The following is a 19,701-nucleotide window of genomic DNA, read 5'->3' on the forward strand; positions in this document are numbered from 1 at the left end:
CCCCATGCGCCGCTTGATACTCACCACGCTCGTCAGCCTCGGGCTCCTGGCCCCGGCGATCGCCCATGCCTGGTGGCAGGACGATTGGCTCTACCGCAAGCAGATCACCGTCGACACCACGCCCCAGGGCGCGGCCATCGACCAGCCCGCCGGGCGCACGCCATTGCTGGTGCGCCTGCACACCGGCAACTTCACCTTCGACGGGGTCAACGAGAACGGTTCGGACATCCGCTTCGTCGCCGCCGACGACAAGACCGTGCTCAACCACCAGGTGGAGAGCTTCGACCCGCTGATGGGCATGGCACTGATCTGGGTGGACGTGCCCCAGGTGGAAGGCGGCCAGCGCCAGGACATCTGGATGTACTACGGCAACCCGAAGGCCCCGGCCACCGGCAACGGTCAACTGACCTTCGACCCGGACTACAGCCTGGTCTACCACTTCGACGGCGCCGTCGGTGCGCCGCCCCGCGACACCACCGCCTACGGCAACCACGCCCAGACCGCACCCGCCAGCAGCATCGACGGGGTGATCGGCCGCGCCGCCCAGCTCAACGGCCAGCCGCTGCTGCTGCCGGCCAGTCCGTCCCTGGCACTGCCGGCCGGGGGGGCCTTCACCTTCAGCGCCTGGGTGCGCGCCGACCAGGCCGCCGGCGAGCAACTGCTGCTGGCACGCCGCGACGGCGGCAACGCACTGCTGCTGGGCCTGGCCCAGGGGGTGCCCTTCGTCGAGGTCAACGGCCAGCGCGCCCAGGCCGGCCAGGCCCTGGCCAGCGGGCAGTGGCAGCACCTGGCGCTGAGTGCCGACGGCAGCGCCCTGCGGCTGTACGTGAACGGCCGTGAATCCGGCAGCCTGGCGCTGTCGCTGCCGGCCTTCGCCTCGGTGATCGCCATCGGCGCGGACCTGCCGGGCAGCCAGGCCGCCGCCCCCGAGGGCGCCCCGGCCGAGGCACCGGCTCCGGCTACCTTCGGGGCCTTCGCTGGCGCCGTCGACGAGCTGCGCCTGTCCAAGGTGGCGCGCCCGGCGGCGCTGATCCTCGCCGATGCTACCGCCCAGGGCGCCGAGTCGCGCCTGGTGGTCTACGGCGTGGATGAGGAACAGTCCGGCTTCGGCTTCGGCAGCCTCGGCTTCCTGCTCAAGGCGGTGCCGGTGGACGCCTGGGTGATCATCGCCGTGCTGGTGCTGATGATGATCCAGTCGTGGGTGATCATGATCCGCAAGAGCCGCACCCTGGGCCGCGTACTGCGCGCCAACGCGGCGTTCCGCGAGCAGTTCGTCCGGGTCGGCACGCGCCTGGAGCTGCTGGCCGACGACCGCCAGCTGCACGAGCGCCTGGGGGATTCGCCGCTCTGGCACCTGTACCAGGTGGCGGTGCGCGAGATCCGCACCCGGCGTGACCAGGGCGCCGACACCGGCTCCATTTCCGCCGCCACCATCGAGGCCATCCGCGCCTCCATGGACGGGGTGCGCACCCGCGAGGGGCAGGTGCTGGCCTCGCGCCTGTCGACCCTGTCCAACGCCATCGCCGGTGGCCCCTATATCGGCCTGCTGGGCACGGTACTGGGGATCATGGTGGTGTTCCTCGGCACCGCCATGGCCGGTGACGTGAACATCAACGCAATCGCCCCCGGCATGGCCGCCGCGCTGCTGGCCACCGCCATGGGCCTGTTCGTCGCCATCCCCGCGCTGTTCGGCTACAACCGCCTGACCACCCGCAACCGCGAGGTCAATGCGGACATGCGGGTGTTCGTCGACGAGTTCGTCACCCGCCTGGCGGAGGTGCACGGCGAGAGCACCTTCAGCGAAGCGGCCCACCGCCGTGGCCACGCCGTCGGCGCTGCGCCCCTGAGCGCCTGAGGAGAGCAGCATGGCCAACCTCAGCAGCGCCCATGACGACGATGAAGACGGCGCCGTCGACAGCATCAACATCACGCCCCTGGTGGACGTGCTCATGGTGGTGCTGGTGATGTTCATCCTCACCGCCACCGCCCAGGTTTCCGGCATCCAGATCAACCTGCCGAAGGCCAGCGCGTCCATCTCCCTGTCGCAGCCCAAGACCAAGGCCATCTCGGTGAACGACGGCGGCCAGGTGTTCCTCGACGCCTACCCGGTGACCCTGCCGGAGCTGGAGGACCGGCTGCGTACGGAGAAGGCGATGAACCCCGACTTTCCGGTGATCGTCCGTGGCGATGCCACGGTGCAGTACCAGAAGGTCATCGAAGTGCTGGACCTGCTGCGCCGCCTGGAGCTGTCCCAGGTGGGCCTGGTCACCGGCAAGCCGCAGGGTTGAGCCATGACCACCTTTCCCAGCAAGGGCCCGGAGAGCGGGCTCGCCGAAGTCCGCAGCAGCGCGCCGGGATTGCGCCGGCCGCTGGCCTGGGGCGTGGGGGCGCTGGTCGCCGCCGGCCTCGCCTGGCTGCTCTGGCTGTGGGCCAACGACATGAGCGGGGTGCGCCGGGAGGCGCCGAAGATTCCCGCCATCATCCCGCTGCCGCCACCTCCACCACCGCCGCCGGTGCCGGAGAAGCCGCCGGAGCCGGAAACCCCGGTGGAAGAGAAGCTGCCCGAGCCCGAGCCGACCCCGGAGCCGGAGGAGGTCAAGCCCCAGGAGGAGGCGCCGACCCCCGCCGACGACCTGGCCAACCCGATGCAGATGGACGGCGACGCCCAGGCCGGCTCCGACGCCTTCAACATCGGCGCCGGCAAGGGCGGCGGCATGGCCGGCAGCGGTGGCGGGCGCCTGGGCAACGGCACCTACAGCCAGTTCCTCGCGTACGCCTTCCAGAAGCTGCTGCGCGAAGACCCGGACCTGCGCACCCAGGCCTATCGGTTGCAGGCCGAGGTGTGGATCGACACCAGCGGGCGCATCACCCGCGCTGAACTCACCCGCTCCAGCGGCGACCCCGCGCTCGACCAGCAGGTGCTGGCGGTGCTGCGTGGCGCGCCACCCCTGGAGCGCCCGCCGGCCTCGCTGACGCTGCCGGTACGCATCGCATTGCAAGGACGCCGGCCCGGCTGATCGGGCCTGCGAGACGAATACGCCATCAGGAGTAGAACCATGATCCGCAGAATGAGCCGACTGGCCCTGGGCATCGGCGCCGTGATCGCCAGCCTGGCCGCCGCCACCTCGGCGCAGGCCACGCCCTCGGAGAACGCCACCGTCAACCTGATCCGCCTGCTGGTGCAGCAGGGCGTGCTCAAGCAGGACCAGGCCGACGCGCTGATCCGCCAGGCTGAAGCCGAGGCCGTGCAGGCCCGCCAGGCCGCCGCCCAGGCCGCACCGCCCGCGCCTGGCGCCCCGGGCGAGGTGCGCGTGCAGTACGTGCCGGCCATCGTCCGTGACCAGATCCGCGACGAGGTGAAGGCCGAGGTGATGGCCCAGGCGAAGAAGGAGAACTGGGCCGCGCCCAACACCTTCCCCGACTGGGCCTCGCGCATCAGCCTGGAGGGCGACATGCGCCTGCGCAGCGAGTCGCGCTATTTCTCCAGCAACAACAGCGACCGCCTGATCGACTACGCGCGCCTCAACGAGAAGGGCCCCTACGACGTCAACCCGCGCAGCAACACCCAGCTGCCGCCGCTGCTCAACAGCCGCGAGGACCGCGAGAACCTGCTGCGCCTGCGCGCCCGGCTGGGGCTGCGGGCCACGCTGTCGCCGTCCTGGAGCGCCGCCTTGCGCATCGCCACCGGCTCCGACAGCGGGCCGGTGTCCACCACCCAGACCCTGGGTGGCGGCTTCGCCAAGAAGGACGTGTGGCTGGACCAGGGCTACCTCACCTACAAGCCCGACGAGCGCCTGACCCTCACCGGCGGGCGCATGCCCAACCCGTTCATGACCACCGACCTGCTGTACTCCGGCGACCTCAACCTCGACGGCCTGGCGGCGAACTTCCAGCAGCCCCTGGACAGCGAACTGGGGCTGTTCGGCACCGTCGGTGCCTTCCCGGTGGAGTACACCTCCGACACCGCCACCACCAGCAGCGGCTTCGACAAGGTGGAGAGCGACACCAACTGGCTCTACGGCGCGCAGATCGGCGCCCGCTGGCAACCCGACGCGGACAACAGCCTAAAGGCCGCGCTGGCCTACTACCGCTTCGACGACATCGAGGGCAAGCGCTCCAGCCCCTGCACCCCGTGGAACGGCGCCCCGGCCTGCGACACCGACGAGTCGCGCCCGGCCTTCATGCAGAAAGGCAACACCCTGATGCTGCTGCGCAACATCACCCCCGACCCCACCCGGCCCACCACCACGCCCGAGCCGCAGTTCGTCGGCCTGGCCTCCGAGTTCAACCTGGTGGATCTGAACCTGGTCTGGGACACCGCGCTGTTCGACGGCTTCAAGCTGCGCAGCCAGGCCCACTACGTACGCAACCTGGCCTACGACGAAGGCGAGATGAACAAGCGCTCGGCGGGCAGGCTGGCCAACAACGTCGACGAGAACGGCAACATCCAGAGCGGCGACACCGCCTGGATGCTGCAGTTCGTGCTGGGCAACGCGCTGGACCTGAAGAAGCACGGCGACTGGAACCTCTACGCCGGCTACAAGCGCATCGAGCCGGACGCACTGCCCGACGGCTTCAACGACTCGTCCTTCCACCTGGGCGGCACCAACGCCAAGGGCTGGTTCGTCGGCGCCAACTACGGCTTCGCCGAGAACGTCAACGGCAGCGCCCGCTGGCTGAGCGCGGAAGAGGTCTACGGCGCGCCCTTCGAGATCGACGTCCTGCAATTCGAGGTCAACACGCGCTTCTAGTGCGCGTCGGAAAGGAGAGCGCCATGAACACCCGATCCCGATCCGCCCTGGCCCTTGGCCTGGCCCTGCTGGCCAGCAGCGGGGCCCACGCCGAAGGCATGGAAGAGCGCCTGCGCACCCAGCTGCGCAGCACCACCCAGCAACTGCAGGCGCTGCAGAGCGAGCAGGCCCAGGCGGCTGCCGCCCGCAGCGCGGCGGAAAGCCAGCTGAGCACCGCCCAGGCGCAGATCAAGCGCCTGGAGGCGGAGCTGGCCAAGGCCCGCCAGCAGAACGAGCAACTGGCCGGGCAGCAGGCGGCCCTGCACGAGGCGGCCCAGGCCCAGGTGGCCGCCAGCAATGAGCAGGTGGGCAAGTTCAAGCAGGCCTACGAGGAACTGCTGACGCGTGCCCGCGGCGTGGAGGCCGCCCGCGTGCAGCTGACCGGCGATCTGGCCGCCCGCGACGAACAGCTGCAGCAGTGCACCACCCGCAACCACGAGATGTACCAGGTGGCCCGCGAGGTCCTCGACGCCTACGAGCGCATCGACGTGGCCGACGTGGTGAAGCTGCGCCAGCCCTTCGCCAGCCGCGCGCGGGTGAAGTTCGAGGAGCTGGCGCAGTCCTATGGCGACCGCCTCTACGACACCCAGTTCGACACCGCCTTGGCCCCCAAACCCTGAACCCCAAGGCGTCGGCACGGGCCGGCGCCCCCGTACACAGGAGTCACAGCATGAACACCCAGGACCTGATCCAGAGCATCACCCCCGACCAGCTCGGCGACTGCCTGCGCGAAGCCGGCTACCGCGTCAACCGCACCGAACAGGGCGGCATCGTGCAACTGCTCAGCGCCAGCCAGGGCATCGGCTTCGCCGTGCGCTTCGGCAACCGGGCGCGGGAGGAGGGCGCCTACCTGGACTACTGCTTCAGCTGCGCGCTGCGCATCCAGGGCGAACTGCCCGCCGGCCTCGCCGAGGTGTGGAACGCCACCCGGCGCTTCGCCCGCCTGTCGCGCCAGGGTGACTTCCTCGTGCTGGAGATGGACGCCCTGGTGGCCGCCGGCATCAGCCCGCAGCACCTGCGTGGCCAGTTGGAGCTGTGGGACCACCTGCTGCAGGAGTTCATCGTCTACCTGCGTGACTTCAGCCGCGACAGCGCCACGCGCCATCCCGAGCCGGCCGCCGAGGCCGAGCCCGCTGCCGAAGCGGTCGAGGCCTGACCCATGGCCTGGCGTGGAGCCCTGTGGGGCCTGGGCGGCGTGGCCCTGACCGCGAGCGTGGCCGGGGTGGTGCTGGGGCTGCGCCCCGGTTCACCACCGGAAGCCGCTGTGCAGCCAGCGGTGCAGGTGGCACCGGCGCCCGTGGCATCGCCCACGGCCGTCGCGCGCCTCGGCGCGCTGGCGCTGGAGGCGGATGAACTGGAGGCACTGCTGGCGACCCTGCCGGCGGACAGCCGCGAGCAACTTCGCGAGGACCGCCCCGCGCTTGAGGCCTGGATACGTGGCCGTCTGGCCGAGAAGGCGCTGCTGCAGCAGGCCGAGGCCCAGGGCTGGGAGGACCGCCCGGAAATCCGCCGCATGACCCGCGCCGCCACCGAGCAGGTGCTGCTGCGCACCTACCTGGAGGCGGTCAGCCAGGTGCCGGAGGGCTATCCCAGCGACGCCGAACTGCAGGCCGCCTATGACGCCGGCAAGGCCAACTGGACCACTCCGCCAATGCTGCGGGTGGCGCAGATCTTCCTGGCGGTGGGGCCGGAGCGCAGCGAGGAGCAGGTGCGCAAGCAGGCCCAGGACCTGGCCCGCCGTGCGCGGGCTGAGGGTGCCGACTTTGCCGCCCTGGCGCGGCAGTACTCCGAGGACCGGGGTTCGGCGGAACAGGGCGGCGACAGCGGCCTCCAGCCGCTGCAGCAGTACCTGCCCGCCATGCGCCAGGTGCTGCTGGGGCTGAAACCGGGGGCCGTGTCCGACCCGTTGCGCAGCCAGGACGGCTACCACGTGCTGCGGGTGCTGGAGACCCAGCCGTCACGCACGGCCACCCTCGACGAGGTGCGCGGGCGCCTGCGCGATGCGCTGCGTGCGCAACGCCAGCAGCAGGTGGCCCGGGCCTACCTGGATGGGTTGGTCAACGCCGGCACCCTGAGCATCGACGGAGCACAGATCAGCCAGGCGCTGGAGACTGCGCACTGAGCGGGACGGGTCGCACAGGGAGGTACCGGCCACGACCGGCGCGCGAGCCATTGGCCCGGCGCGCCGAGGATTCCTTAGGGAGGAGGTGCCATGACATTGCAGGAAGGTGCCGGGCCGGTACACGCCCCCGGCCTGGACGAAACACCGCTGGACCCGGCGCTGCTGGGGCTCGACCACGAGGCGGCGCGCTGCTTTCTCGCCGCCGCCCGCTGCGGGTGCTTCATGCAGGCGGCCCGCAGCCTGAGCATCAAGCCCACGCTGCTGCGCAAGAAGCTGGCGCAACTGGCCGCCTGGAGCGGTCAGCCGCTGTTCGTGCACCAGGGCAACACCGTGGTGCTCAGCCCGGAAGGGCGGCGCCTGCGCCAGCTGTTCAGCGCACGCCTGGGGCTGCTCGACCTGCCCCGGGCGCAGCACGAGGAGCAGCCACGGGTGCGCATCGCCGTGGCCGAGACCCTGCTGCACGACATCCTCGGGCGCGACCTGCTGGCCTACCTGCGCCAGCACGCGCGGGTACGCCTGGACTTGCTGCGCCTGGACAGCACCAGCGCCCCCGCGGCCGAGGTGGACGTGCAGGTCTGGCTGGCCCCCGAAGGGCCGCCCCCCGATCCCGGGTTCCCCTGTGACACGCTCGCCTGCCTGGCCCCGCTGGACTACCTGCCCCACGTGGCCAAGCGCTACTCGCGGGAAAGCAGCCGGCCGCGCAGCCTGCTGGAGCTGGAGGACTACATGCTGGTGGACCTCAGTGGCCAGTCGGCCCTGGAAGCCCTGGCGCCGTGGAACCGCGCCATCGCCGCGCGCCGCTCGGGGGTGACGCGGGTGAACGCCTACGAGGTGCAGCGGCAGATGATCCAGTGGAGCGCCTGCATCGGGCTGCTGCCGCACTACGTCCCACTGATCGACAAGAACCTGCTGGCGCTGCCGGCGCTGTTCCCCCAGCCCATGACCCTCAGCGCCTGGCTCGCCGTGCGCAGCGAGGCCAGCGAGCGCGACGAGGTGCAGCGCATCGTCACCCTGGTGCGTGCCGCCTTCGAAGAGCGGCGGGATTGGTTCTGAGGCGGTGGTTCAACATCGTCCCGGCCGGAACGAACAAGGCCCCCATGCGGGGGCCCTGGATGGAGCGGTGGAGGGTCAGCCGGCGGTGCGCAGGCTGCCCTGGCGGGTGGCTTCGTACTGGTGCTTGTCCATCGGCTGGGCGTCGGGCTTGCCGAGGTCGTCCATGGCCAGGCGGTGGGTTTCCGGTGCCAGGTAGGCGGCCAGGGCGCAGACGCAGGTGATGAGGAAGGCGAGGCTGCCGATCACCACCGGGATGTTGTCCGAGCCGGGCGGGGCGACGGCGGCGAACAGGGCCGGCAGCATGGCGGTGAGCATGGTGCCGATGTTCTGTGCGATGGCCATGGCAGAGACGCGGTAGCGGGTCTGGAACAGCTCCGGGTAGAAACTCGGGAACACCGCGTTGTAGCCCTGGTAGACCATGCCCCACATGAGGATCGACAGGGCGAAGGCGAGCGGCACGTTCTGGATGCTGATGGCGTAGAGGTAGCCGAAGGCGAGCAGGCCGGAGCCCAGGCAGCCGGTGATCATTGTCGGGCGGCGGCCGATCTTGTCGGAGAGGTTGCCGACGAAGGGGATGACCAGCACGGCAACGATGTTGCCCACCACCGGGATCCACAGGTAGACGCTCTTGTCGAAGCCGATGCCATAGGCCGGCTGCACGGCATAGGCGGCGCCGAAGATGGTGGCGACCACCGGGATCACGTTCATCAGGGCCATGAACATCACCAGCACCATGTGCTTCCAGCTGTGGCGGAAGGCTTCGGAGACCGGCGACTTGGCGACTTTCTGCTGGTTCTCTTCCTGGACGAAGGCCGGGGTCTCGTGGACTTCGCGGCGGATGATGAAGCCAGCCACCAGCACGAACGCGCTCATCAGGAAGGGAATGCGCCAGCCCCATTCGTTGAAGGCATCACTGGGCATGAAGTAGGCCAGCGGCAGGAACACGGCGGCGGCCATCACCTGGCCGGCCTGCACGCCCTGCAGGGTGAAGCTGGCGTAGTAGCCACGCCGGCCGAAGGGGGCGTGCTCCATGATCATCGAGCTGGCGCCGGAGATCTCGCCGGCCACTGCGAAGCCCTGCACCAGGCGCAGGATCACCAGGGCGATGGGCGCGAGGATGCCGATGTCGTGGTAGGTCGGCAGCAGGCCCACCGCCATGGTGGAGATGCCCATCAGGAACATGCACAGCAGCAGGACGTTCTTGCGGCCCCGGGTGTCGCCCCAGTGGCCCAGCACGAAGGCACCGATGGGGCGGGCCAGGTAGCCGACGCCGTAGGTGGCCAGGGAGGCGATGATCGCCATCTTGGGGTCGCTGTTGGGGAAGAAGATCTGCGGGAAGATCAGGGCCGCAGCCTGGGCGTAGATGAAGAAGTCGTAGTACTCCAGGGCGGAGCCGATCCAGCCGCTGGCCGTCGCTTTCTTGGCCTGGTTCGAGGAGGAAGTCGCCATCGTTGTCTCCGTTTTTATTGTGCTGTCGCCCCCTGCGCTTCGCCCTTGGACAGGTCCGGGGCGGCACGCGCGCAGTGGGGCGGAGTCGGGTCGTGGCCGGCGCGTCGGGTGACGTCCGGTCGGGGCCATTCTCGGTGTCGGGGATGCGGGGTCAGACGGGCTCGGCAGGTCGCGCTGGGCGGGGCAGGGCCGGGGTGCAAGGGATGCGGATGGGGTGCAGGGCGGAGGTGAGCATGAGCAGGTACCCGTTCTTGAAATTGTTATGTCGTGACGCGTGTATGCCATTGCAGGGCCAGCCGGGCGGCGGGTTCGGCAGAGGCGCCGACCGGCGGGGAGACCTGCAACATGGGAGGCATGTTGCGCAGTGATCGAAAAAGCGTCAATTCGATTACCGGCCTTCTGTTCGATGATCGAACAGAAAACTAACCAGTTCGTACATTTTGATTGAGGCGCTGACTTTACGCGCGAATAATCCATCCGGCCACAAGAACGAAAGGGTTTTGCGTGTGCTCACGCAGCGACCCGGGTCCGCCGCTGGCCACTGTGCCGGCCCTCTACCAGGAGCTGAACATGCAGCGTTCCATTGCCACCGTCTCCCTGAGCGGTACCCTGCCGGAAAAACTCGAAGCCATCGCCGCCGCTGGCTTCGATGGCGTCGAGATCTTCGAGAACGACCTGCTGTACTACGCCGGCAGCCCCCGGGAAATCCGCCAGATGTGCGCGGACCTGGGGCTGGCCATCACCCTGTTCCAGCCGTTCCGTGACTTCGAAGGCTGCCGTCGCGAGCGCCTGCAGAGGAACCTCGACCGCGCCGAGCGCAAGTTCGACCTGATGCAGGAGCTGGGTACCGACCTGGTGCTGGTGTGCAGCAACGTCCAGGCCGATGCCCTGGCGGACGAACGCATCCTGGTGGACGACCTGCGCCTGCTGGCCGAGCGGGCCGGCGCGCGAGACCTGCGCATCGGCTACGAGGCCCTGGCCTGGGGCCGCCACGTGAACAGCTGGCAGCAGGTGTGGGACATCGTCCGCCAGGCCGATCACCCGGCTCTCGGGGTTTTGCTGGACAGCTTCCACACCCTGTCGATCAAGGGGGACCCGAGCGGCATCGCCGACATTCCGGGGGACAAGATCTTCTTCGTGCAGATGGCCGATGCGCCGCTGCTGAACATGGACGTGCTGGAGTGGAGCCGGCACTTCCGCTGCTTCCCGGGGCAGGGTGAATTCGACCTGCCGGGCTTCCTGGCGTCGATCCTGCGCAGCGGCTACACCGGCCCGCTGTCCCTGGAGATCTTCAACGACGGCTTCCGCGCTGCGCCGCCCCGTGCCAATGCCGCGGACGGCCTGCGCTCGCTGCTCTACCTGGAGGAGAAGACCCGCGCGCTGCTGCAGAAGGACCCGGTGCCGCCGACCAACCTCGACATCCTCTTCGCACCGCCGCCGGCCAGCCATTACGCCGGGGTGGAGTTTCTCGAATTCGCCGTGGACGAAGCCCAGGGCGCGAAGCTGGCCGGCTGGCTGGAGCGCCTGGGCTTTGCCCGCGCCGGGCGGCATCGCTCCAAGGATGTGAGCCTGCTGCGCCAGGGGGACATCAACATCGTGCTCAATGCCGAGCCCTATTCCTTCGCCCATGGCTACTTCGAGGCCCACGGCCCTTCGCTGTGTGCCACCGCGCTGCGGGTGGACGACAGCAGCCACGCCCTGGAGCGTGCCCGGGAGTACCGGGGCCAGCCGTTCCGTGGGTTGGTGGGGCCCAACGAGCGGGAAATCCCCGCCGTACGCGCCCCCGACGGCAGCCTGCTGTACCTGGTGGAGCAGGCTCCGGCAGGGCAGACCATCTACGACAGCGACTTCGTGCTCGATGCCCAGGTCACCCAGAGCGGCGCCTTGCAGCGCATCGATCACATGGCCCTGGCGCTGCCGGCGGACGGCCTGGACAGCTGGGTGCTGTTCTACAAGAGCGTGCTGGACTTCGAGGCCGACGACGAGGTGGTGCTACCGGACCCGTACGGCCTGGTGAAGAGCCGGGCGCTGCGCAGCCGCTGCAGCAGCATCCGCCTGCCGCTGAACATCTCGGAGAACCGCAACACCGCCATCTCCCACGCGCTTTCCAGCTACCGGGGCTCGGGCGCCCACCACATCGCCTTCGCCTGCGAGGACATCTTCGCCGAGGTGAGCCGGGCCAAGGAGGCGGGGGTGCCGCTGCTGGACATTCCGCTGAACTACTACGACGACCTGGCCGCGCGCTTCGATTTCGATGACGAATTCCTCAGCGAACTGGCCTATTACAACGTGCTCTACGACCGCGACGCCCAGGGCGGCGAGCTGTTTCACGTGTACACCGAGCCGTTCGAGGGGCGCTTCTTCTTCGAGGTCCTGCAGCGCCGCAACGGCTACGCCGGCTACGGGGCAGCCAACGTGGCGGTGCGCCTGGCGGCCATGGCCAAGGCCCGCAGCGGGGCATCGGCGAGGGCCAGGCTCTGACCCGGGCAGCCTGGCGCCGCGTGCGCCAGGCTTCCCCCTCCGGGTTGAGCCGCCCATAATCGGCCGGTTTCCGCAGGCCGTGAGCCCACCATGACAATAACGACAGAACTGCCAGACACCCCCGCCGACGCCCCCCGCAAAGGACGCAAGAACAACCCCGAGAAGACTCGCGAGGACATCCTCAAGGCGGCCATCGTCGAGTTCGTCCAGCAGGGGCTTTCGGGCGCCCGGGTCGACGCCATCGCCGAGCGCATGCAGACCTCCAAGCGGATGATCTACTACTACTTCGGCAGCAAGGAGCAGCTCTACCTGGAGGTGCTGGAGAAACTCTACGGTGATATCCGTGGCACCGAGGCGCAGCTGCACCTGGCGGAACTGCCGCCCCGCGAGGCGATCCAGCGGCTGGTAGAGTTCACCTTCGACCACCACGACCGCAACGTGGATTTCGTGCGCATCGTCTGCATCGAGAACATCCACTACGGGGAGTACGTGCGGCAGTCCAGGACCATCCGCACCATGAGCAGCACCATCCTCGAGGCCATGGGCGAGATCATCCAGCGCGGCCAGGCCGAGGGGGCCTTCCGACCGGGCATCCAGGCGCTGGACCTGCACCTGCTGATCAGTTCGTTCTGCTTCTACCGGGTGTCCAACCGCAACACCTTCGGGCAGATCTTCGAGATCGACCTCACCGACGAGCAGGTGAAAGCGCGGCACAAGGCGATGATCTGCGAGTCGGTGCTGCGCTTCCTCGCCCAGCCCTGACGCATCCCACCGACATGAACGGGGCGGCATTGGCCGCCCCGTTTCGTTTCAGCCGTTCAGGCTGGCGAAGTGCGCCATCATGCGGTCCGCGTCGGCCGTGTGGCCGCTGAACAGCTCGAAGGCCTTCACCGCCTGGAACACCGCCATGGTGCTGCCATCCAGCGTCTGGCAGCCGATGGCGCGGGCGTCGCGCAGCAGCTCGGTCTCCAGCGGGAAGTAGACGATCTCCGCCACCCACAGGTCGGCGCGCAGCAGTTCGGCCGGCACCGGTGTACCCGGCAGCTTGGCCATGCCGATGGGGGTGGTGTTGACCAGGCCGTCGGCCTCCGCCATGGCGCTGGGCAGGTGGCTGCCCAGGGCGGCGCGGCCGGGGCCGAAATGCTGGTTGAGGCTGTCCACCAGGGCCTGGCCACGGGCAGCGTCTACCTCGAACAGGGTCAGGCGCTCGACGCCTTCGGCCAGCAGGGCGTGGGCCACGGCGGAGCCGGCACCGCCTGCGCCCATCTGCACCACCTGGCGGCGCTGCACGCCGGGCAAACCACGGCGGAAGCCTTCGGCAAAACCGAGGCAGTCGGTGTTGTGGCCGACGCGCTTGCCGTCCTTCAGCACCACGGTGTTCACCGCGCCGATGCCCGCGGCTTCGGGGGACAGCTCATCCAGCAGCGGGAGGATGGCCTGCTTGCAGGGGAAGGTGATGTTCAGCCCGGTGAAGCCCATCTGCTCGGCGCTGCGCAGCAGGTCTGGGAGGGCGCCACTGTCCAGCCTGAGGGCATCGAGGTCGATCAGTCGGTAGAGGTAGCGCAGGCCCTGGGCGTCGCCCTCGTGCTCGTGCAGGGCTGGGGTGCGGGAAGCCTGGATGCCGGCGCCGATCAGGCCGGCGAGTACGGAGTTGGACAGGTTGGACATGGCATTCACTTGTTGTTGAGCAGTTGGCCGAAATGCTGGAGTGCCAGGCTGTAGCCCTGGCTGCCGAGGCCGCAGATGACGCCCACGGCAATGGCGGAAACGAAGGAGTGGTGACGAAAGGCTTCACGCTTGTGCACGTTGGACAGGTGCACCTCGATGACCGGCAGCTCGACCGCCGCCAGGGCGTCGCGGATGGCCACCGAGGTGTGGGTCCAGGCTGCCGGGTTGATCAGGATGCCGGCGCAGCGGCCACGGGCTTCGTGGATCCACTCGATCAACTGGCCTTCGTGGTTGGTCTGCCGGAAGTCCACCGTCAGGCCCAGCCCTGCAGCGGTGCGGGTGCACTGGTCGGCGATGTCGGCCAGAGTCTCGTGGCCGTAGGTGGCGGGCTCTCGGGTTCCAAGCAGGTTGAGGTTGGGGCCGTTGAGTACCAGGATGATCGGGGGCATCTCATTCTCCAGGTCATTCACGGCGGGGTGGTCTCCACCGTGTGCGAGGAAAATGTACTAACCGGTTAATTCGGTCAATCTGCACCGCACCGGTGCGGGGATGCACCGGGATTTAGTGTTCGATTATCGGCTGTCAGCAGCCCAGCAACTGACGCTGCCGCAGGGCAGGGGCGCTGGTGGGGAAGATGGGGCGGGTCGGTACGAAGCGCGCCAGGGCGTTGGCCGCTGCCACGCGCTGGCGCTGGTAGCCGCTCTGCAGCACGGCCAGGCAGCGTGCCTCGCTGATGGGTTCGCCCAGCAGGTAGGCCGTGCCGTTGGCGAAGCGTGGGCGGTTGGCCTGCCACCAGCCCTCGACGCGCGCCGGATCGGGCCAGGGGAGGTCGGTGTCCGGGTCCATGTCCACGTTCGGGTCTTCAGGATCATCAGTGGGGCCGGCGTCATAGTCGGGGACCTGGCGCCGCTCCAGGTCCAGATCGGCGAGGTCCGCCCCGGTGATCAGGGTGAAGGCTTCGCCGGCTGCCCGGGCAAGGGGCAGTTCGTGCATGCGCTGGATCAGCCAGGGCACCGCCACCGGGTCACCGAAGGGCCCGGTGGCCTGGATCACCAGGCGGTGGTGCCGGGGGTCACCCATCAATACGCGCAACCACTGGATGCTGGCTTCCCGGGGCTGCCAGCACAGCAGCACGCCCAACGCCCGCAGGCGGAACGGGCCGGGGTGCTCTGCCAGCAGGCGCAGCGGGCCGAGGGCTTCCTCGTCGCCCATCTGCACCGTGGCCCAATTGGCCCAGAAACGCACCGCCATGTCGTCGTGCAGGCGGTGGGCACGGATGGCGGGCATCAGGTCCCGCCGCCGCAGTTCACCGGCCGTGCGTGCCGCACGCGCCAGCACGCCCGGGTCGCTGTGGGCGAGGCCGGCCAGCAAGGCCGGGCCGGGATCGCGCCGGTGCATGCCGCAGGCCGCCAGGCCCATGCGCCGGAACAGCGGCTCGGGCGAGGCCAGGAGCCGCTCGATCCAGGGTTCGACGGTCGCCCACTCCAGCCAGCCCAGCGCGGAGGTGAAGCCACGCTCGCCGTCCGGCGCCTTGCGCAGGTGCTCGGCGAGGCTCGACAGCGCCGGACCGTTGCCGGCCATGAAGGCCAGCGCCGTGGCGGCGAATACCTCGCCGGTGGCGTGGGGCGACAACGCCTTGAGCAGCATGTCAAGCCCCTTGAGCCCGGCGATCAGCAAGCCGTCCAGATGCGCTTCGATGCGGCTGTCGAGGGTGCGCAGGTGCTTGAGGTCGTAATGCGGCGCGCGCACGGCATAGTCGCGCAGACCGGCGAGAAAGCCGGCTTCTTCGGCGTGTTGGTCGAGGACGATGGGCAGGGCGTTCATCGTCCTTCGCTCCTCTCGTCCTTGGAGGGGGTCAGTGCGCTATCAGCCAATTTGCAGGATCCGCTTCCAGGTGGAACCGTTGAATTCCATGACGTCCTTCGGGCCGATGGACCACATGATTCCGTCCGCTGCGCTGAGGTGGTAGCAGCTGCCCGGAACGTCATCGCCGAAATCGACAGCCTTCAGCTTGCCGTCCACCAGGCGATAGACGAAGTGAGTGGACGACACGTAGACCTCGCCGTTGAAGATTTCCATGCCCCAGAGGTCTTCGGTGGTGCTGTCGTGCTCGATCACTTCCCACTGGTCGCCTCGGCCGCGCAGCAGGGTGCCGAGCTGGCCGCAGGCGTAGACGAAGCCGTCCGGCGCGCAGCGCACTTTGTACAGCGCCAGGTTGGTGGGGCTGGTCAGCTGAGTGAAGGTGGCGCCGTCGTATGTCCAGATCTCGCCTTCCCAGCCGACGGTATAGATTTCCTGTTCGTCGAAGCCGTCGATGGATTCGAAACTGGTGTCGGTGATGTCCACGTCGCCGACTTGTGCGGACTGGTCGATGCACTTCCACTGGCTTTCATCGGTGCGGACATAGGCCTGTCGGCAGGTACCGACCGCGTAGGCGCGGCCTTTAGCGAAGGCGCGGATCTCCCGCAGTGGGCCGCGCTTCTTCGGGTCTACGCCGCAACTGGCGATGGGCGACTCTTCCTTTACCGAGCCGCCTCCGCTGGCACGGACCGAACCATCTGTACCCAGCACCAGGTAACGCTCGGCGGGGGTGTGGCAGACCGTTCCGGAGCAGGCCAGCCAGTCGACGGCACCTGCGCCCCAGGTTCCACGGTCCAGGGTGAACAGCAGGGAGCCGGTATGCCCTTCGCTGATGGCCTCGTCATTGGTGGTGACTAGATAGCTGAGGTCTGAATAGCGGACGGTTCCGGTGCCGATGCTGTAACCGCTGAATCGTGGATCTCGGGTTTCCATGGTGTTCTCCTGGGGACTTTGAATTAACGGGCGGATTCGCTCCCGAACATTTCCGCCGTCGCCTTGTTTCGTTCTGCCGGGTCGCTGGTCATGGTTGCATTGGCCTTGATCGGCTTTTCCGGACCATCGTCCTTGGCCTTGTCGTGGTACTTGTTCAACTGGGCTTCCAGGCATTCCTGTGAGCAGTTGGAGTCGGGGAATGTCTTCTTGGCAGCCTTGGCACCGGTCTCGGTGGCTTTCGCCCTGGGCCACTCGCCATTGGCATCCGCCTCGCGCAATGCCACCACACCTCGGCGGGTGTGCATCTGGCCGTGGGTGGCAGTGGTCTGGTTCGGGCCCTCGGCGCACATGACCGGTGCCTTGTCGGTGTTGTACTTGCTCCAGCCGCCGATCTTGGCGCCATCCCGAGGGCCGAACGAGGCGGCGTCCACCAGGTGGTCACCGGTCTGGCCTGGACAGCAACGGTTGGGCTTGTAAGGCGCCAGGAAGCAACGCATGGCCTTCTGGCAGGGGTCGTCGTTCATGGTCTTGGCCAGCGCCCCGTAGTGGCCCTGCACCTCGGCATGCTTTTTCAGGTATTCGGGGTCAGCCTGGAAGTTATCGCCGGCCTTGTCCTTGGCCTGTTTGCGCGCCTTGGAGGCAGCCTGCAGCGCGGAAATGTCCGGGCAGATCATCTTCTTGCTGGTGTCGCCGCAGGCTTTTTCGGCCCGGTCCTTCTCACCCGAGCACTGGCTGATGCCATCGGCGAAGGCCATGCGGTCCGCGTAGGTCCAGGGCATGGTGTTGCCTGGTGGTGAAGCGTGGTTGTGGGTGGTCAGGTCGAGGTGTCTGACCACGTTTTCCGCTTCGAATTTCACGTTCATCGACCAGGACGTGAAATACACCTTGCCCTTGATCTTGCTGGTGACAATGCCCTTCTTGGGCGCGCAGCCGGCTTCGTCGCCATAGCTGGTCTTGAAGTAGCTCTTGTCCTTGAGCATGGCCTCCTTGCCGGTGATCTTGATCGTCCGGGTCCCGTTGGTGGTGTCACTGGCCATGCCGGTGTTGGGGTAGGGGATGGGGACGCCCGTTGGGGTGGGAGGCGCCTGGGGAGGCGTGAAGCACACATCCGGGAAGCAGGCGATGGATTTACCGTTCGCCGCCTTGCAGGAGACTTCCATGTTGTTGGCATAGACCTGGTTGCTCATCAGGTGGCCCTCACGTGCTGATAGGTGAGCAGTGCTACGGCGCGTTGACCGGCATCGTTGCCCAATTGGCAGCAGATGTTCGGGCCTTCGCCGTAGCCTTTGCGGCTGGCTGCCAGGGCTACGGCCAGCATGGCCGGCCCGATCGCTGCACCGCATTCACCGATGCAGTCGGCAGGGTGCCAGAGGTGGAAGAACTCCTTGCGCACGCGCAGGGTCCGGCTCAATGCCAGCGAGGCTTCCTTGAAGTAGTACTGCTCGCCGGAGAGGTCGGTAAGGCGGTAGTCCATGCTCTCCAGGCCACATCCGGCCTCTGCCAGCGCAGCCTTGAGTGCCTGTGTCAGCCCATCCGCCCGCAGCTTCTTCTCCTCCGTCTCCACGGTCACAGGCTCGACGCCGAAGCCCAGGGCGATGCAGGCCAGCTGGGGCTCTTCGCTCTGCACGGGGGCGCTCAGGGTGATTGCCGCAGCGCCTTCGCCGGGGATGAAACCGTTGGAGTTCTGGCTGGTGAGCAGGCGATCACGCTTCTCGAATGCACTCAGGGTGGTGCCATTGAGGAAGGAGTCGACCCCCGCGACCAGTACGTGGCGATGGCCCTGCTCATGAACCAGCTTGCGTGCGTTGAGCAAGGCTACGGCGCCGCTGACACGGCCACGGGGGATGAGGCTGGAGGCTTCATGAAAGTGCAGGCCCAGTTCCTGCTCGATCTCACGCAGCAGGCTGCGGTCGAGGTTGGGCAGGCGGCCTGGGCGCTCCTCCTCGGCAACGCAGAGCAGCAGCGGGGTTTTCTGAGGATCGACGCCCGGTGTGCTGGCCAGGGCTTCGGCGATGGCACGTGCGGCCATCTTCACCAGCTTGATGCGACCTCGCCAGGGTTGCTCGAAGGGCACGCTGGCGCCCAGCAGCCATTCGCCGGCCTGATCGACGAAGCGGGTTTCCTGAAAGTTGTCGATGGCACAGCGGATGGCTGCGCAAGTGGAGGGGGCGTCCAGGCCTACGGCGCTGACCATACCGGTGCCGACGATGCACAGTGCACTCATCGGAGGGCATCCTCACGGGCACGCTTGGCGCGGCTCAAGGCCTCCAGCGAGGTGTAGTAGTCCTTGCCCAGTTCCCTGGCCCGCCACCAGGCGCGTGGCATTTCGCCAACCAGGATCTGTGGAATCTCGAACATGTCCTTCTTAAGGATGCGGCTGGTACGCCAGGTGATTTCCACCTGCCTGGCATCGGTGTCGATGACCAGGGTGTCGATCACCGCGTGAACCCGCTCATGACGGTTCTTCTTCAAAAAGAACGTCACCGGCACCTGCATCCTCGGCACCTTGAAGCCGGCCCTTTCCTGTTGGGTGAGGTTGAGCAGCAGCACGTCCTCGCCACCCTGCAGGTACTCGGTCTGCTGGTCCGGCGGAGCGGCCTGGTAGTAGCGGGTGTCGAAGTCCGGCGGCAGGAAGGGGAAGTGGTCCGCCAGCCAGGCGTCGTCATAGGTGCCGGCGTGGCCGATGCGCGGCGGCCAGTGGCGGCCGATGGGGCCGAGTGCCATGGGGGTGAAGTCGCCGTGGGGGCTGTCGATGGGTTGGCCGAGGGCTTCGGTGTTGGGCATGGGCATGCCGACGATGTCGGCGGTGCTGGCGCTCCTCGGGTACCAGCCGCGGCCGGCCGGGTTGGCCAGGTAGCTGTCGGCGAAGTCGGGGCGGTCGGCCATGGCGTGGCTGCCGCCGAACGCGTGGGCGTAGCCGATGTCCTGCTCGATGAAGGGCTGCGGGGCTCCCGGGGCCGCACCGAGGGCGCCGGGCACCCACTGGCGGGGGCCGAGCACGCTGAAGGCCTTGCTGACCCGGCCGACGCGGATGCCGGCGGTGATCTGCGTGGTGGGGCGCCCGTTGGGTGCATGGGCCTTGCCCATCACCAGCACGTCGCAGAAGGGTTTCACCGGGGCGAAGTCCATTTCCTGGCGGGGTGCCGAGAGGCCGGGTTCACCGACGTATTCGTCGGCCATCAGCAGGGGGCGCTGGACCTCCGCCAGGCTCGCCTCGCGGCCGTCCAGGGGCAGGTCGAAGGTGCCCTTGGCGACCACCACCAGGGATTCCCGGCCATCCGGGGCCAGGCCCTGGGTATAGGCAGCCATCAGGCGTGTGGCGTTGAGCAATTCCATGGGCGCGGC

General features: G+C 68.2%; 18 protein-coding genes. 10 read left to right on the top strand and 8 right to left on the bottom strand.

Going from position 1 to position 19,701, the window contains the following annotated elements; genetic code table 11:
* Positions 1–4: 4 nt before the first annotated feature.
* The 8 genes from RTK35_RS10395 (at position 5) to RTK35_RS10430 (ending at position 7,965) form a co-directional block, all read left to right on the top strand.
* On the top strand, positions 5–1,855 hold the full coding sequence (locus RTK35_RS10395; protein ID WP_316907939.1) for a DUF2341 domain-containing protein: 1,851 nt from the start codon (positions 5–7) through the stop codon (positions 1,853–1,855).
* Between the two features lie 10 nt (positions 1,856–1,865).
* On the top strand, positions 1,866–2,288 hold the full coding sequence (locus RTK35_RS10400; protein WP_044407744.1) for an ExbD/TolR family protein: 423 nt from the start codon (positions 1,866–1,868) through the stop codon (positions 2,286–2,288).
* Between the two features lie 3 nt (positions 2,289–2,291).
* On the top strand, positions 2,292–3,017 hold the full coding sequence (locus tag RTK35_RS10405; RefSeq protein WP_316907940.1) for a TonB family protein: 726 nt from the start codon (positions 2,292–2,294) through the stop codon (positions 3,015–3,017).
* Positions 3,018–3,056: 39 nt separating this feature from the next.
* The gene (locus RTK35_RS10410) at positions 3,057–4,751 is read left to right on the top strand and encodes a putative porin (protein ID WP_316907941.1); all 1,695 of its coding nucleotides are present in this window, start codon (positions 3,057–3,059) and stop codon (positions 4,749–4,751) included.
* A 23-nt stretch (positions 4,752–4,774) separates the two neighbouring features.
* Positions 4,775–5,410 carry a DNA repair protein gene (locus RTK35_RS10415; RefSeq protein ID WP_316907942.1) on the top strand — a complete coding sequence of 212 codons (636 nt, stop codon included), beginning with the start codon at positions 4,775–4,777 and terminating at the stop codon, positions 5,408–5,410.
* Between the two features lie 50 nt (positions 5,411–5,460).
* The gene (locus RTK35_RS10420; RefSeq protein WP_172433808.1) at positions 5,461–5,946 is read left to right on the top strand and encodes a YbjN domain-containing protein; all 486 of its coding nucleotides are present in this window, start codon (positions 5,461–5,463) and stop codon (positions 5,944–5,946) included.
* A 3-nt stretch (positions 5,947–5,949) separates the two neighbouring features.
* On the top strand, positions 5,950–6,912 hold the full coding sequence (locus tag RTK35_RS10425) for a peptidylprolyl isomerase (RefSeq protein WP_316907943.1): 963 nt from the start codon (positions 5,950–5,952) through the stop codon (positions 6,910–6,912).
* 90 nt (positions 6,913–7,002) lie between these two features.
* A complete protein-coding gene (locus tag RTK35_RS10430) occupies positions 7,003–7,965 on the top strand; it encodes a LysR family transcriptional regulator (RefSeq protein ID WP_316907944.1) in 963 nt (320 codons plus the stop codon).
* A 75-nt stretch (positions 7,966–8,040) separates the two neighbouring features.
* Here RTK35_RS10430 and RTK35_RS10435 read toward each other — a convergent pair whose 3' ends face one another.
* Positions 8,041–9,414, bottom strand: coding sequence for an MFS transporter (locus RTK35_RS10435; RefSeq protein WP_074971489.1), 1,374 nt, complete (start codon positions 9,412–9,414; stop codon positions 8,041–8,043).
* Positions 9,415–9,984: 570 nt separating this feature from the next.
* Here RTK35_RS10435 and quiC point away from each other — a divergent pair.
* The gene (gene quiC, locus RTK35_RS10440; RefSeq protein ID WP_316907945.1) at positions 9,985–11,895 is read left to right on the top strand and encodes a 3-dehydroshikimate dehydratase QuiC; all 1,911 of its coding nucleotides are present in this window, start codon (positions 9,985–9,987) and stop codon (positions 11,893–11,895) included.
* Positions 11,896–11,985: 90 nt separating this feature from the next.
* Positions 11,986–12,657 (top strand): TetR/AcrR family transcriptional regulator, encoded by a 672-nt coding sequence (locus RTK35_RS10445; protein WP_142008815.1) that lies wholly within the window; start codon positions 11,986–11,988, stop codon positions 12,655–12,657.
* 48 nt (positions 12,658–12,705) lie between these two features.
* On the opposite strand, the gene RTK35_RS10450 is transcribed toward RTK35_RS10445, so the two are convergent.
* From RTK35_RS10450 to RTK35_RS10480, 7 genes are all read right to left on the bottom strand, one after another.
* Positions 12,706–13,563, bottom strand: a complete 858-nt coding sequence (locus RTK35_RS10450) for a shikimate dehydrogenase (RefSeq protein WP_236214509.1) — start codon at positions 13,561–13,563, stop codon at positions 12,706–12,708.
* A gap of 5 nt (positions 13,564–13,568) precedes the next feature.
* Positions 13,569–14,012 carry a type II 3-dehydroquinate dehydratase gene (gene aroQ / locus RTK35_RS10455; RefSeq protein WP_316907946.1) on the bottom strand — a complete coding sequence of 148 codons (444 nt, stop codon included), beginning with the start codon at positions 14,010–14,012 and terminating at the stop codon, positions 13,569–13,571.
* A gap of 133 nt (positions 14,013–14,145) precedes the next feature.
* On the bottom strand, positions 14,146–15,387 hold the full coding sequence (locus RTK35_RS10460) for a TIGR02270 family protein (RefSeq protein ID WP_316907947.1): 1,242 nt from the start codon (positions 15,385–15,387) through the stop codon (positions 14,146–14,148).
* A gap of 42 nt (positions 15,388–15,429) precedes the next feature.
* A complete protein-coding gene (locus RTK35_RS10465; RefSeq protein WP_232060712.1) occupies positions 15,430–16,356 on the bottom strand; it encodes a hypothetical protein in 927 nt (308 codons plus the stop codon).
* Between the two features lie 23 nt (positions 16,357–16,379).
* Positions 16,380–17,543 (bottom strand): PAAR-like domain-containing protein, encoded by a 1,164-nt coding sequence (locus RTK35_RS10470; protein ID WP_172433799.1) that lies wholly within the window; start codon positions 17,541–17,543, stop codon positions 16,380–16,382.
* A complete protein-coding gene (locus RTK35_RS10475; protein ID WP_316907948.1) occupies positions 17,543–18,580 on the bottom strand; it encodes a hypothetical protein in 1,038 nt (345 codons plus the stop codon). Before RTK35_RS10475 ends, RTK35_RS10470 begins: the two co-directional genes overlap by 1 nt.
* The gene (locus RTK35_RS10480; protein WP_316907949.1) at positions 18,577–19,692 is read right to left on the bottom strand and encodes a DUF2169 domain-containing protein; all 1,116 of its coding nucleotides are present in this window, start codon (positions 19,690–19,692) and stop codon (positions 18,577–18,579) included. Before RTK35_RS10480 ends, RTK35_RS10475 begins: the two co-directional genes overlap by 4 nt.
* Positions 19,693–19,701 lie beyond the last annotated feature (9 nt).

The organism is Pseudomonas sp. zfem003, assembly GCF_032621675.1.
GTDB classification, from domain to species: Bacteria; Pseudomonadota; Gammaproteobacteria; order Pseudomonadales; family Pseudomonadaceae; genus Metapseudomonas; species Metapseudomonas otitidis.

Excerpts from the sequence above, each read along its gene's own strand:
- aroQ (WP_316907946.1), bottom strand. The coding sequence starts at position 14,012 with ATGCCCCCGATCATCCTGGTACTCAACGGCCCCAACCTCAACCTGCTT.
- RTK35_RS10410 (WP_316907941.1), top strand. The coding sequence starts at position 3,057 with ATGATCCGCAGAATGAGCCGACTGGCCCTGGGCATCGGCGCCGTGATC.
- RTK35_RS10470 (WP_172433799.1), bottom strand. The coding sequence starts at position 17,543 with ATGAGCAACCAGGTCTATGCCAACAACATGGAAGTCTCCTGCAAGGCG.
- RTK35_RS10405 (WP_316907940.1), top strand. The coding sequence starts at position 2,292 with ATGACCACCTTTCCCAGCAAGGGCCCGGAGAGCGGGCTCGCCGAAGTC.
- quiC (WP_316907945.1), top strand. The coding sequence starts at position 9,985 with ATGCAGCGTTCCATTGCCACCGTCTCCCTGAGCGGTACCCTGCCGGAA.
- RTK35_RS10425 (WP_316907943.1), top strand. The coding sequence starts at position 5,950 with ATGGCCTGGCGTGGAGCCCTGTGGGGCCTGGGCGGCGTGGCCCTGACC.
- RTK35_RS10435 (WP_074971489.1), bottom strand. The coding sequence starts at position 9,414 with ATGGCGACTTCCTCCTCGAACCAGGCCAAGAAAGCGACGGCCAGCGGC.
- RTK35_RS10415 (WP_316907942.1), top strand. The coding sequence starts at position 4,775 with ATGAACACCCGATCCCGATCCGCCCTGGCCCTTGGCCTGGCCCTGCTG.
- RTK35_RS10430 (WP_316907944.1), top strand. The coding sequence starts at position 7,003 with ATGACATTGCAGGAAGGTGCCGGGCCGGTACACGCCCCCGGCCTGGAC.
- RTK35_RS10475 (WP_316907948.1), bottom strand. The coding sequence starts at position 18,580 with ATGAGTGCACTGTGCATCGTCGGCACCGGTATGGTCAGCGCCGTAGGC.
- RTK35_RS10465 (WP_232060712.1), bottom strand. The coding sequence starts at position 16,356 with ATGGAAACCCGAGATCCACGATTCAGCGGTTACAGCATCGGCACCGGA.
- RTK35_RS10395 (WP_316907939.1), top strand. The coding sequence starts at position 5 with ATGCGCCGCTTGATACTCACCACGCTCGTCAGCCTCGGGCTCCTGGCC.
- RTK35_RS10460 (WP_316907947.1), bottom strand. The coding sequence starts at position 15,387 with ATGAACGCCCTGCCCATCGTCCTCGACCAACACGCCGAAGAAGCCGGC.
- RTK35_RS10480 (WP_316907949.1), bottom strand. The coding sequence starts at position 19,692 with ATGGAATTGCTCAACGCCACACGCCTGATGGCTGCCTATACCCAGGGC.
- RTK35_RS10400 (WP_044407744.1), top strand. The coding sequence starts at position 1,866 with ATGGCCAACCTCAGCAGCGCCCATGACGACGATGAAGACGGCGCCGTC.
- RTK35_RS10445 (WP_142008815.1), top strand. The coding sequence starts at position 11,986 with ATGACAATAACGACAGAACTGCCAGACACCCCCGCCGACGCCCCCCGC.
- RTK35_RS10450 (WP_236214509.1), bottom strand. The coding sequence starts at position 13,563 with ATGTCCAACCTGTCCAACTCCGTACTCGCCGGCCTGATCGGCGCCGGC.
- RTK35_RS10420 (WP_172433808.1), top strand. The coding sequence starts at position 5,461 with ATGAACACCCAGGACCTGATCCAGAGCATCACCCCCGACCAGCTCGGC.